11 protein-coding genes and 1 pseudogene are annotated in these 12,520 nt (G+C 73.3%); 6 read left to right on the plus strand and 6 right to left on the minus strand.

Annotation, left to right across the window (positions count from 1 at the left end; genetic code table 11):
- Positions 1 to 11 precede the first annotated feature (11 nt).
- From hisI to KIF24_RS00290, 3 genes and pseudogenes are all read right to left on the minus strand, one after another.
- Positions 12 to 440, minus strand: coding sequence for a phosphoribosyl-AMP cyclohydrolase (hisI, locus tag KIF24_RS31990; RefSeq protein WP_331460975.1), 429 nt, complete (start codon positions 438 to 440; stop codon positions 12 to 14).
- 180 nt (positions 441 to 620) lie between these two features.
- Positions 621 to 1,307, minus strand: a pseudogene (locus KIF24_RS34225) (phosphoribosyl-AMP cyclohydrolase); the annotation flags it as partial.
- 130 nt (positions 1,308 to 1,437) lie between these two features.
- Positions 1,438 to 1,830 (minus strand): MerR family transcriptional regulator, encoded by a 393-nt coding sequence (locus tag KIF24_RS00290; protein ID WP_221082229.1) that lies wholly within the window; start codon positions 1,828 to 1,830, stop codon positions 1,438 to 1,440.
- Between the two features lie 120 nt (positions 1,831 to 1,950).
- On the opposite strand from KIF24_RS00290, the gene KIF24_RS00295 reads away from it, so the two are divergent.
- The 3 genes from KIF24_RS00295 to KIF24_RS00305 are packed head-to-tail and all read left to right on the plus strand — an operon-like array spanning position 1,951 to position 4,069.
- Entirely contained in the window at positions 1,951 to 2,673 is a 723-nt protein-coding gene (locus KIF24_RS00295) for an ABC transporter ATP-binding protein (RefSeq protein WP_221082230.1), read from the plus strand.
- Complete coding sequence (locus tag KIF24_RS00300) at positions 2,673 to 3,428, plus strand: ABC transporter permease (protein WP_221082231.1); 756 nt, start codon at positions 2,673 to 2,675, stop codon at positions 3,426 to 3,428. The genes KIF24_RS00295 and KIF24_RS00300 overlap by 1 nt, the downstream gene beginning before the upstream one ends.
- Before the next feature lie 44 nt (positions 3,429 to 3,472).
- Positions 3,473 to 4,069 (plus strand): TetR/AcrR family transcriptional regulator, encoded by a 597-nt coding sequence (locus KIF24_RS00305; RefSeq protein WP_221082302.1) that lies wholly within the window; start codon positions 3,473 to 3,475, stop codon positions 4,067 to 4,069.
- Positions 4,070 to 4,072: 3 nt separating this feature from the next.
- Here KIF24_RS00305 and KIF24_RS00310 read toward each other — a convergent pair whose 3' ends face one another.
- The 3 genes from KIF24_RS00310 to KIF24_RS00320 all read right to left on the minus strand — a co-directional run bounded on the left by KIF24_RS00310 (position 4,073) and on the right by KIF24_RS00320 (position 8,616).
- Entirely contained in the window at positions 4,073 to 4,837 is a 765-nt protein-coding gene (locus KIF24_RS00310; protein ID WP_221082232.1) for a DUF2470 domain-containing protein, read from the minus strand.
- A 64-nt stretch (positions 4,838 to 4,901) separates the two neighbouring features.
- A complete protein-coding gene (locus KIF24_RS00315; protein WP_407939847.1) occupies positions 4,902 to 6,686 on the minus strand; it encodes an ABC transporter ATP-binding protein in 1,785 nt (594 codons plus the stop codon).
- Between the two features lie 61 nt (positions 6,687 to 6,747).
- Positions 6,748 to 8,616, minus strand: coding sequence for an ABC transporter ATP-binding protein (locus KIF24_RS00320; protein WP_221082233.1), 1,869 nt, complete (start codon positions 8,614 to 8,616; stop codon positions 6,748 to 6,750).
- A gap of 164 nt (positions 8,617 to 8,780) precedes the next feature.
- On the opposite strand from KIF24_RS00320, the gene KIF24_RS00325 reads away from it, so the two are divergent.
- From KIF24_RS00325 to KIF24_RS00335, 3 genes are all read left to right on the plus strand, one after another.
- On the plus strand, positions 8,781 to 9,410 hold the full coding sequence (locus KIF24_RS00325) for a TIGR03085 family metal-binding protein (protein WP_221082234.1): 630 nt from the start codon (positions 8,781 to 8,783) through the stop codon (positions 9,408 to 9,410).
- A 124-nt stretch (positions 9,411 to 9,534) separates the two neighbouring features.
- Complete coding sequence (locus KIF24_RS00330; RefSeq protein ID WP_221082235.1) at positions 9,535 to 10,473, plus strand: terpene synthase family protein; 939 nt, start codon at positions 9,535 to 9,537, stop codon at positions 10,471 to 10,473.
- A 139-nt stretch (positions 10,474 to 10,612) separates the two neighbouring features.
- Complete coding sequence (locus KIF24_RS00335; RefSeq protein WP_221082236.1) at positions 10,613 to 12,433, plus strand: AMP-dependent synthetase/ligase; 1,821 nt, start codon at positions 10,613 to 10,615, stop codon at positions 12,431 to 12,433.
- Positions 12,434 to 12,520 lie beyond the last annotated feature (87 nt).

Raw genomic sequence — 12,520 nt, forward strand, 5'->3', positions numbered from 1 at the left:
CCACCCGCCGCTCATGAGGGGACCTCGCCGGTGACGGGGAGTTCGGTGAAGAAGCAGGTGCGCTGCCCGGTGTGGCAGGCGGCGCCGACCTGGTCCACGTTGACCAGCACCGCGTCGCCGTCGCAGTCGAGCGCCACCGAGCGGACGTACTGGTGGTGGCCGGAGGTCGCGCCCTTGACCCAGTACTCGCGCCGGCTGCGCGACCAGTAGGTGGCCCGGCCGGTGGTCAGCGTGCGGTGCAGCGCCTCGTCGTCCATCCAGGCCACCATCAGCACCTCTCCGCTGTCGTGCTGGCGGACCACGGCGGCCACCAGGCCGTCGGGGCCGCGCCGCAGCCGGGCGGCGATCGCCGGGTCGAGCCGCGACGGCCGGTCCGGGCCGCCCGGCGGCTCCGGCTGATCGGGGTGGACGCCGGTCACCGGCGCGTCAGGTACGGGCACAGTGAGCCATTGTCCCGTACGCGGCGCGGGCACCTGAGCGGGCTCCCGGCCGGGCGGCGGCGCGCCACCGGCGGGCCGGCCCAGCTGGGCCACGTAGCGGTCCAGGCGCCCGTCGAGCAGGGCGTCGGCGAGATCCGGGCCGGCCACGGCGGCCACCTCGGCGAGGTACGGGCGGATCAGCGGCAGGGTACCGGCCACCAGGCGGGCCGCCGCCGCCCACAGCTGGCCGGTCGAGCCGGGCCACAGCCCCAGGCAGCGCAGCATGTCCTCCCGGTAGCCGGCGGGCGCCACCGGCAGGTCGAGCGCGGCGGCGAAGGCCGATCGGCGGGAGACCACCCGTACCGACGGGTTGGCCAGCCGCAGCACCGACGGGCAGAGCCGAGCCAGGTCGGCGGCGGCCAACCGGGCACCGAGCGGGTCGTCGGCGTCCCGGGCCGAGGCCACCTTGCCGAGGGTCGCGATCAACTCCTCCAGCCGCGGCTCGTCGGCCGGCTGGCACAGCACCGGAAGGTCGATGCGGTCACGCCAGTGGGGGTCGGCCCAGAGCAGCCGGGCGGGGGCCGTCACGGGCAGGCCGAAGGCCCAGTCGGCCGGCTCGCCGAGCCGGGTCACCCAGGACCGGACGTCCCGGGCCGCCACCGAGACATGGGTCAACCGGCCGGAGTGCTCCGCGAAGTACGCCCGACGGGCCGCGTAGGGTGCGCCACCGACGAGTACGTCGACGTCGACGTCGCTGTGGGCGGTGGCGGCCCGGCGGGCGTGGCTGCCGCGCAACAGGATGCCCAGCACGGGCCGATCGGCGGTCGCCCGCAGCCGCGCGGCCCAGTCGTCGAAAAACCCACTGTCCGGTGACGGAGCGTGATCCACCGCGCCATCGTGCCGTACGCCCGATCAGGGCGCAATGACCGATGACGGACCCGCTGTCCGATCCGGAGGTTACTGCCCGTGGTATGGCCTTACCGCCCCACCGGCCGGTTCACTCCGTTTGACGCTGGTATCAGGCGAACTCGCCCAGCTCCGCCCGGCGATAGTGGTCGATCTTGACGTCGAGCACCTTGAGGTCCTCCGTCAACTCGTCCATCCGCCGCAGCACCCGTACGCGGTGCTCCTCGAAGAGGGCCCCCCGGGCACCGAGCGTGCCGTCACCCTGCCGCGCCAGCTCGACGTAGCGACGCATGTCCCGCACCGGCATCCCGGTCCGGCGCAGCCGGGTGAGCAGCAGCAGCCAGTCGACGTCCTGCCGAGTGTAGCGACGCCGGCCGGCCGAGTCGCGGCCCACCGGCGCGACCAGCCCCTCCTGCTCGTACCAGCGCAACGTGTAGGTGCTCAGGCCCACCCGGTGAGCCGCCTCGCCGACGGTGAAGGTGCCCTCCCGCGTACCGATGTCCATCCACCGAGGGTCCCAGCATCGCCCCTTTCCGCGCGACCCCGCGCCGTCGCCAGCCTTGCTACGCCAGCAGGATTTCAACTATCGTTGATTTCAACAGCTGATGAGTTATGGAGGTGGACGATGGACGACGCGATCGCCGTCCGAGGCCTGGTCGTGGACCGGGGCGGGCGGCGGGTGCTGCACGGGATCGACGCCGTGGTCCCGTCCGGCTCGGTCACCGGACTGCTCGGGCCGAGCGGCAGCGGCAAGACCACGCTGATGCGCGCGGTCGTCGGGGTGCAGGTGATCACCGCCGGCACGGTGACCGTGCTGGGCACACCGGCCGGCTCGGCGCAGCTGCGCCGCCGGGTCGGCTACCTCACCCAGGCCCCGAGCGTCTACGCCGACCTGACCGTGCGGGAGAACGCCCGCTACTTCGCCGCCTTGCACGGCCGCGGCCGAGTCGAGGCCGACCGGGCGGTGGCCGACGTCGGGCTGGGGGCGGCGGCCCGCCAGCTGGTGGGCACCCTCTCCGGCGGCCAGCACAGCCGGGCGTCGCTGGCCTGCGCGCTGGTCGGCGAGCCCGAGCTGATCGTGCTCGACGAGCCCACCGTGGGGCAGGATCCGGTGCTGCGGGCCGACCTCTGGGCCCGCTTCCACGAACTGGCCGCCACCGGGACGACCCTGCTGGTGTCGAGCCACGTGATGGACGAGGCGGCCCGCTGCGACCGGCTGCTGCTCATCCGCGAGGGACGGCTGATCGCCGACGACACGCCGAACGCGATCCGGGCCACCGCCGGCGTGGACGACCTGGACGAGGCATTTCTCCGCCTGATCAGAGCGAACCGGGCCGGGGAGGCCTGATGAACCTACGGATCCTGACCGCCACCGTGCTGCGCATCCTGCGGCAACTGCGCCACGACCGGCGCACCGTGGCCCTGCTGGTGCTGGTGCCCACCGTCCTGCTCACCCTGGTCTACTACATGTACGCCGACCAGCCCAGCCAGCCCGGCCAGCCGTCCACCTTCGACCGGATCGCGCTGATCATGCTCGGCTTCTTCCCGTTCATCATCATGTTCCTGGTCACCAGCATCGCCATGCTCCGCGAGCGGACCAGTGGCACGCTGGAACGGCTGCTCACCACCCCGCTGGCAAAGGCCGACCTGCTCTTCGGCTACGGCATCGCCTTCGGACTGGCCGGCGCGGTGCAGGCCACCATCGCCTCCGCCGTGGCGTACTGGGTCTTCGACCTGGACACCGCCGGCAGCAGCGGGCTGGTTATCATGATCGCCGCGCTGAACGCGGTGCTCGCCGTCGCGCTCGGACTGCTCTGTAGCGCCTTCGCCCGCACCGAGTTCCAGGCCGTCCAGTTCATGCCGGTCGTGGTCGCCCCGCAGCTGCTGCTGTGCGGGCTGTTCGTGCCGCGCGACGAGATGGCCGGCTGGTTGCAGGCGATCAGCGACGTGCTGCCGCTGTCGTACGCCGTCGAGGCCCTGCAGGAGGTCGGCACGCACGCCGACCCGACCGGCACGATGTGGCGCGACGTGGCGGTCGTCGCCGGCGCCGTGGTGCTGGCACTGGTGCTCGCCGCGGCCACCCTGCGGCGGCGCAGCGGCTGACGGCGGCACGCGTGCGGCGTTCGGGACGGAGCGAGGGAGGGATGATGGTACGGCGGCCCGGACGGCGGCCCGGCAACCCGGGGACGCGGGAGGCGATCCTGGACGCGGCCCGGGCCGCCTTCGCGGAGCGCGGCTTCGACGCCAGCACCATCCGCGCCATCGCGACCACCGCCGGGGTGGACCCGGCCCTGGTGCACCACTACTTCGGCAGCAAGGACCAGCTCTTCCTAGCCGCCATGCGGGCGCCGGTGGACCCCGGGGAGCTGCTGCCGAAGGTGCTCGCCGGTGACCGGGACGGTCTCGGCGAACGGCTGGTACGCATGTTCCTCACGGTCTGGGACTCGCCGGCCGGTGGCGCCGGGGTGGCTCTGCTGCGCTCGGCGGTCAGCAACGAGTGGACCGCCCGGATGCTGCGCGAGTTCCTGACCACCCAGGTGCTGCGCCGGGTCCTCGACCAGCTCGACGCCGACCCCACGGAACTGCCGCTGCGCGGGTCGCTGGTGGCCAGCCAACTGATCGGGCTGGGCATGATGCGGCACGTGATCCTGCTGGAGCCGGTCGCCTCCGCGGCACCGGAGACCCTGGTCGCCGCGGTCGGCCCGACGGTCCAGCGCTACCTCACCGGCGAGTTGCCCGGCTGACGGTCACCGCCTCCGGTCGCCCGGTGCCGCCCGGGTCCCGCACACCGGAGGCAGCAGCCGGGCCAGTTCGGCCTGGTCGGCCAGGCGGCGGCCGAAGCTCAGCCGGGCCCGCCGCCGGGCGCCGGGCCGCCCGAATGTCACGAGCAGGCCGTACCGGTCGATCCGCTCGACGCGGGGCGCGTGGCCGGCGAGGCCGGCGGGGCCGGCGCTGAGGCCGAGTCGGCGGCGCAGGTAGCCGGCCATCTGGTCCGCGTGATGCTCGGCGAGGTGGGCGAGCAGCCCCGCCTCGGCCGGGTGCAGCGGGTCCGGTTCGGCCTCCGCGTACGCCTCGGGGTCGATCCGGCGCAGCTCGCCGGCCCGGTTCCAGCGGGCCTCGGCCACCTCGAACCGGAACAGCCGGAACCGGGTGCCGACGTCGAGCAGGTCGCCGGTGGGCTCCACCGCGGCGAAGTCCACCGCCGCGCTGCGGGCCGCGTCGCCGTCCAGCCGCCGCACCCAACCGGAGACCAGGGCCCGGCCGAGCGACGGCGCCCCGGCGGCGGGCGGCAGGTCGAGCACGTCGAGCACCGCCGCGACGGCACGGTCGTCGCCGACCGGGCGCAGTGCCGCCGCGAGATCGCTGACCACCGGCACCAGCAGCAGCACCCGGCCGTCGGGGTCGGTGGCGTGGCGGACGTGGTGCAGGCCGGGCCGGCACGCCAGGTGGACGAGGCCGGGCAACCGGCCCGCCACCAGGGTCCGGACGATCTCAGCGGGGCTGGGCCGCATGACACGACCTCCTTTGAGGTTAGGCTTACCTAACTCGGAGGGTATGACATCGGCCCGGCGCCGTCTACCGGGTCTGTTCCAACCACGAGGCGTAGAGCAGGCCGTAGACCGAATCCGGGTCGCGGATCAGCTCGTCGTGCGGGCCGCGCTGCACGACCCGGCCCCGGTCCACCACGATCACCTCGTCGGCACCCTGCGCGGTGGAGAGGCGGTGCGCGATGGCCAGCGTCGTCCGGCCGCGGGTGACCGCGTCCAGGGCCCGTTGCAACCGCACCTCGGTCGCCGGGTCGACGGCGCTGGTCGCCTCGTCCAGCACCAGCAGATCCGGATCCGCCACGTACGCCCGGGCCAGCGCGACCAGCTGGCGCTCCCCCACGCTCAACGCCTCGCCACGCTCCCCCACCCCGGTGGCCAGCCCGGCCGGCAGCCCGTCCAGCCAGTCGGCCAGGCCCAACTCGGTGAAGGCGGCGGTGAGCTGCTCGTCGGTCAACTCCGGGCGGGCGAAGCGGACATTGTCCGCGACCGTGGCGTCGAACAGGAACCCGTCCTGCGGCACCATCACCACCCGGGACCGCAACGAGTCGAAGCGGATCTCGGTCAGCGGCACGCCCGACAGCAGCACGGCGCCGGACGCCGGGTCCATCAGCCGGGTCAGCAGCTTGGCGAAGGTGGTCTTGCCGCTGCCCGTCTCGCCGACCACCGCCACCCGGCTCTTGGCCGGGATCTCCAGGTTGACGTCGTGCAGCACGGTCGGGCCGCCCGGATAGGCGAACCGCACCCCGGCGAACCGGATGTCCAGCGGACCCGCGGGCAGCTCGCGGCCCTGCCGGCCCGGGTCGGCCACGTCCGGCGCGATGTCCAGCACGTCCAGCACGCGACGCCAGCCGGCGATCGCGTTCTGCGCCTCGTTGAGCACCTCGGTGGCGATCTGCACCGGCTGGATGAAGAGCGTGACCAGGAAGAGGAACGCGGTGATCTCGCCGACGGTCAGCGTCCGGTCGGCACCGAGGAACACCCCCAGCACCACCACGCCGGCCAGGGCCAACCCGGCGGCCAGCTCGCCGACGGAGCTGCCGAGGATGCTGATCCGGATCGCCCGCTGCTGGGCCTGTCGCTGGCCGTCGATCGCCTCGTCCAACCGCCGGGAGGTCCGCCCGGCGATGCCGTACGCCCGGATCACCGGCGCACCGACCACGCTCTCGCCGACCGCCGCCAGCAGCGCGCCGGTGCGCTGCCGGACCACCCCGTAGGCGGCGGCGAGCCGGCGTTGCAGCAACCGGATCACCAGGACCGCCGGCACGAAGGCGGCGAAGACCACCAACGTCAGCTGCCAGGAGTACGCCAGCATCACCGCGGTGGTGACCGCCAGCTGCCCGAGGTTGACCAGCAGGATCACCCCGCCCCACTGGAGGAACTGGGTGATCTGGTCGACGTCGCTGGTGACCCGGGAGACCAGGGAACCCCGCCGCTCGGACTGCTGGTGCAGCATCGACAGGTCGTGCACGTGCCGGAAGGCCCGGACCCGCACCGCGGCCAACGCCGTCTCGCTGACCGTGAACAGCCGGCGCATCATCAGGTAGCCGCAGGCCGTGGTCACCACCAGCACCGCGGCGGTGACCCCCACCACCACGAACAACGCGTCCAGGTCGAGCCCGCCGGCGATGCCCCGGTCGATGCCCTGCTGCACCGCCACCGGAACGGCCACCCGGCCGATCATGTAGACCAGCGCCAGCCCGAGCGTGCCGGCCAGCCCGACCCGCAGTTGCGGGGAGAGCGCCAGACCCCGGCGCAGCGTCCACCACGTCGACTCGGGCCGCTCCGGCACCGGTGTCGTCCCGTCCACGGCCACGCTCACCGGGCCCACCTTTCGTTCGCGGCTGCGGGACTCCGCCGCGCCGCGTTCCTCGCGCTCACCGGTCCACCTCCAGGGGGGAGGGCAGCGGGGCGACCTCGTCGTACGTGGGCTGCCGGTCGGGGTCGACCTCGGCCTGCTCGTAGGCGGTGACCAGGTCGGCGTAGCCGGGCACGGTGGCCAGCAGCGTGGCGTGGGTGCCGCGCGCCACCACCCGCCCGTGCTCCAGGTAGATGACCTCGTCGGCGAGGGCGATGGTGGCTCGCCGGTAGGCCACCACCAGGATCGACGCCGACGGCCCGCCGCCCCCGGCCGAGCGCAGCCCGGCCAGGATGGCGGCCTCCACGCGGGGGTCGACCGCGCTGGTCGCGTCGTCGAGCACCAGCAGGCGGGGACGCCCGGCCAACGCCCGGGCGAGGGTGAGCCGCTGACGCTGGCCGCCGGAGAGCGAGGTGCCCCGCTCGCCGACCATGGTGTCCAGCCCGTCGGGCAGGGCGGCGACGAAACCGTCGGCCTCGGCCAGTCGCAGCGCCGCCCAGACCGCCCCGTCGTCGACGCCCGCCCGGTCCAGCGCGACGTTGGCCCGGACGGTGTCGTCGAAGACGAACGGCACCTGGGCCACCAGCGCGGCGACGCCGGCCAGCGAGTCCGCGGTCAGCTCGCGCACGTCCACCCCGTCGATGCCGACCGTGCCGGCACGCGGGTCCACCAGTCGCAGCGCCAACGCCGCCACGGTCGACTTTCCGGCTCCGGTCGGCCCGACCAGAGCGACGATCTTCCCGGCTCCGACGGTGAACGAGACCTCGCCGAGCACCTCGGCGCCAGGCAGGTGCGCCTCGGCGGGTTCGTAGGCGAACCCGACGTCGGTGAAGGTGAGCGCGGCCGGCCCCGCGGCGGCCGGGTCCAGCCGGGTGGTGCCGTACGGCATCTCGCCGGTGGCGTCGAGCACCCGGCGCACCCGGTCCCAGCCGGCGACGCTGCGCGGCAACTCGGCCAGCACCCAGCCGATGGCCCGGACCGGGAAGGCCAGCACGGTGAACAGGAAGGCGACGCTGACCAGCTCGGACACCTCGATGGCGCCCTGCCGCAGCCGGTACGCGCCGACCACCAGCACGGCGAGGGTGCCGAGACTGGGCAGCGTCTCCAGCATCGGGTCGAAGATGCCGCGCAGCCGGCCGACGGAGATCAGCGCGTCGCGCAACTCGCCGGCCCGACCCGCGAACCGGGCCGTCTCCTGGGCCTCCCGGCCCATCGTCTTGACCACCAGCGCCCCGTCGAAGCTCTCGTGGGCGATGCCACTGACCTCGGCCCGAAGCCGCTGCGCACGCGCCTGGCGCGGCGCCATCCGGCGGGAGTAGGCCACGTTGAGCGCGAACAGCGCCGGAAAGACGGCCAACCCGACGAGCGCCAGCGCCCAGTCGACGGCGAACAGCGACGCCACCGCGCCGAGCAGCATCACCAGCGTGCCGACGGCGAAGGGCAGCGGGGCGATCGGGTGCCAGGCGGCCTCCACGTCGGAGTTGGCGTTCGACAACAGGGTGCCGGTGGCGTTGCGGTGGTGCCAGGACAGCGGCAGCTCCAGGTAACGGCGGGTGACCCGGCGGCGGTAGTCGGCCTGGAGACGGAACTGCATGTAGCCCGCGCCGAGGCGCCGGCCGAAGATGCCGGCCACCCGAAGCACGCTCAGCCCGAACAGCGCCGTGGCGGCCAGGGCCAGCACACCCACCGCGACCGAGCCGGACTCGACCGAGGGGATCACCACGTCGCCGACCACCCCGCCGACCACGAACGCGCTGGCGACCACCATCAGCCCGAACAGCACGCTGCCGGACACCGCGACCGCGAAGATCCTCGGCTGTTCCCGGATGGCCCGCCCGAGGACGCCCAGCCCGCGGCCGAGTACCTCCCGACTAGTCCCGCTCGCCACATTCTCCCCCGCCGTAAGCCGCCATAATCCTCTCTCATCCTTACCGCTGCGCGTCGGGTCCGCCGACCCGCGGCAATATGTCCGACGTCACGTCGGCTCGGTGGATCGCTCCGGCGTCACACCGGAGCGGCAACCCGCCCCCGCACCGGCCTACGATCACTGTCATGCCGCGGTACGCCCGATCGGAGCGCGAGGCGCTCACCGAGCTGATGTCCACCCTGGGGCCGGACGCCCCGACCATCAACGAGGGCTGGACCATCCGTGATCTTGCCGCACACCTGGTCGTCCGGGAACGGCGCCCGGACGCCGCGGCCGGCCTGGTGGTCGCGCCGCTGCGCGGATACGCCGAGCGGGTGCGCCGCGAGATCGCCGCGCTCGGCTGGGCCGAACTGCTCGGACAGGTGCGGCGACCACCGGTGTGGAGCCCGGTGAGCAACCCGCTGGCCGACGAGCTGGCCAACACGTTGGAGTTCTTCATCCACCACGAGGACGTGCGCCGCGCCCAGGCGGGCTGGCGGCCGCGGGAGTTGCCGGCGGGACTGGACCGGGCGCTGTGGCGGCGCACCTCGACCCTGGCCAGGCTGGCCCTGCGCCGCTTCCCCGCCCACCTGCTCGTGCAGGCACCCGGACACGGCGAGGTGGCCACGGGCCGTGGCGGTGAGCCGCTGCGGCTGGTCGGTACACCGGGCGAGCTGGCGCTGTTCCTGTCCGGTCGGCAGCGGATCGCGCGGGTGCAACTCGACGGCGGTCCGGAGCTGGCGGACCGGTTGCGCGGCACCAACCTGGGCTTCTAACACGCTGTACGGAACCGGTCACGGGGTAATCCGAAACGTTATTCGCCTGATCGACCGCCCGACATCGGCGCTCCCTTACGCTGTCCGCGCCGCCTCGTGGGGGGGCGGCGCGACAGGGAGCGCGATGCGAAGCTTTGCGGTCTCGGCCCTGCGAGAGCCCCCGTTCTCCAGCGCCCGGCACGACGACACGGAGCGGGTGGCTCGGGAGAGCGCGGACTGGGCGCAGCACCTGGGCCTGATCAGTAACGGGCACCGGCTGCACCGGGCGGATGCCGCCGGGCTCGCCGGACGGGCCTGCCCGCAGGGACCGCTGGACCGCCTGCGGCTGCTGACCGACCTGATCTCCTGGCTGTTCGTCATGGATGACGCCTGCGACGAGGACGGTCTGGGCAGCGAGCCGACCGGTCTCGCGCCGACCGTGGCCGCCCTGCTGGACGTGCTGGACCACCACGGCGGGCCGGGTCCGGTGCCCGCCGGTGTCGCCGGGGCGCTGGGGCTCGGACTGGCCGACCTGTGCCGGCGGGTCCGCGCCCACCGGCGCCCGGCCCTGCTGCTCTGCTTCACCGCCGCGATGCGCGAGTACCTGCTCGCGCTGCTCTGGGAGGCGGCCAACCGGGAACACGAGCGGGTTCCCGCGGTCGACGAGTACGTCCAGATGCGCCGACACACCGGCGCCGTGTACCCGAGCCTCGCCCTGACCGATCTGGCCCTGAACGGCTTCCCGCCGGCCTCCCGCCGGGCCGACCCCGGCTGGGCCGCCCTGGAGTCGATCGCCGCCGACCTGATCTGCTGGTGCAACGACGTCTTCTCCTACGACAAGGAGCAGCACGGCGGGCCGGACGCACACAACCTGATCACGGTGCTGACCTGGGAGGTCGGCGACGAGTCGGTGGCGTTGCGGGCCGCCGCCGAACGGTTCAACGACCGGCTCGACGCGTACCTGGCCGCCGAGAACGACCTGCTGGCCAGCCACGGCGACGCGGTGCGACCGGCGCTGAAGACCCGGCGCAACTGGATCCGGGCCACCTACGACTGGTCGCGGGCGGCGGCGCGGTACGCGTGAGACAAGGGGTCCACCTGACGGGAGCGGCGGCGTGGATGATCGTCAGCACTAGCCGATGCCCGGCGCAGGCAATACCCTTCGGTAACGAATACCGACCGTGACGACCGTCACGCCTCCACCCCCGAAGGCGGCTACAGCGATGGCTCTCGATGTACCGTACCGTTCCATTCCTGACATGTTCCTCAAGCGCGTGGCCGCCACCCCCGAGCGCCCCGCCTTTGCCCACCCCGGCCCGGCCGGGCCGGTCTGGCTGACCTGGGCACAGGTCGCCGAGCGGGCCCGGGCGGTCGCCGCCGGCCTGCACGGCCTGGGTGTCGGGCCGGAGGATCCGGTGGCGATCCTGGCGAACACCCGACTCGAATGGGTGATCACCGACTTCGGCATCATGTGCGCCAGCGGCGCCACGACCACGGTCTATCCGACGACCGAGCCGGAGGACGCCACCTACATCATCGCGGACTCCGGCTCGAAGGTGCTCTTCGCCGAGGACCCGGACCAGGCGGCGAAGATCGCCGGGGCGACGCTACCGGCGCTGACCCACGTCGTCCTCTTCGACGGCACCCCCGACCCGTCGGCGGCGGTGCCCCAGCTGACCCTCGCCCAGTTGGAGGAGCAGGGCTCCCAGCGGCTCGCCGAGGACCCGGAGCTGATCGAGCGCCTGGTCGCCGGCATCGGTCCGGACCACCTGGCCACCCTGATCTACACCTCGGGCACCACCGGCCGGCCCAAGGGCGTCGAGCTGCTGCACGGCGGCTGGTGCTGGGAGGGCGTGGCGCAGAAGGAGGTCGGGCTGCTGCGCGACGACGACCTGCAGTACCTCTGGCTCCCGCTGTCCCACTCGTTCGGCAAGACGCTGCTCTGCGGCGCCACCCACGTCGGCCTGCCGACGTACGTGGACGGCCGGGTCGACAAGCTGGTCGAGCTGCTCTCGGTCGTCCGGCCGACGCTGATGTGCGGAGCGCCCCGGGTCTTCGAGAAGGTCTACAACAAGTCGGTGACCACCGCGCGGGACGCCGGCGGCGCCAAGGCGAGGATCTTCGCCTGGGCGGTGGGCGTCGGCAAGGAGAAGGTCGCCCTGGAACAGGCCGGCAAGGCGGTCCCCGGCGGGCTGAGGTTGAAGTACACGCTGGCCGAGAAGCTGGTCTTCAGCAAGCTCCAGGCCCGCCTCGGCGGCCGGATCCGGGTGCTGGTGTCCGGCGCCGCCCCGCTCAGTCCGGAGATCGCCACCTTCTTCGCCGCGGCGAACCTGCCGATCTCCGAGGGCTACGGGCTGACCGAGACCAGTGCCGGCAACTTCGTCAACCCGCCGCAGGGGCTGCGCATCGGCACCGTCGGCACGGCGTTGGGTGACCTGGAGTGCCGCATCGACACCGACGGCGAGATCCTGATCAAGGGCCGGCCGGTGATGCGGGGTTACCACAACCTGCCCGAGGAGACGGCCGCCGCGTTCACCGAGGACGGCTTCTTCCGCACCGGGGACATCGGCAGCCTCGACGACGACGGCTACCTGCGCATCACCGACCGCAAGAAGGACCTGGTCAAGACCTCCGGCGGCAAGTACGTCGCGCCGTCGCACATCGAGGGCACGTTCAAGGCGACCTGCCCGTACACCTCGCAGGCGGTGGTCATCGGCCAGGCGCGCAGCTTCTGCACCATGCTGGTCACGCTGGACCCGGACGCCATCGTCGGCTGGGCGACGGGCACCCCGCTGGAGGGCCGCCCGTACGCCGAGATCGTCGCCTCGCCCGAGGCCCTGGCCATGGTGGAGGAGTACGTCGCCGAGGTCAACAGCAAGCTGAACCGCTGGGAGACCATCAAGAAGGTCACCATCCTGCCCCGTGACCTGACCATCGAGAACGGCGAGATCACCCCGTCGCTGAAGATCAAGCGCCGCGGGGTGGAGAGCAACTTCTCCGCCGAGATCGACAAGATGTACGCCGGCACCGTCGCCGAGGTCTGACGACAGGTCGCCGCGTCGGCCCCGCCCCGGACCCCGGGTGCGGGGCCGACGCGTACCCCGGCGGGGTCGGGCGACTCGGCACCGGCC

This window comes from Micromonospora tarapacensis (assembly GCF_019697375.1).
GTDB classification, from domain to species: domain Bacteria; phylum Actinomycetota; class Actinomycetes; order Mycobacteriales; family Micromonosporaceae; genus Micromonospora; species Micromonospora tarapacensis.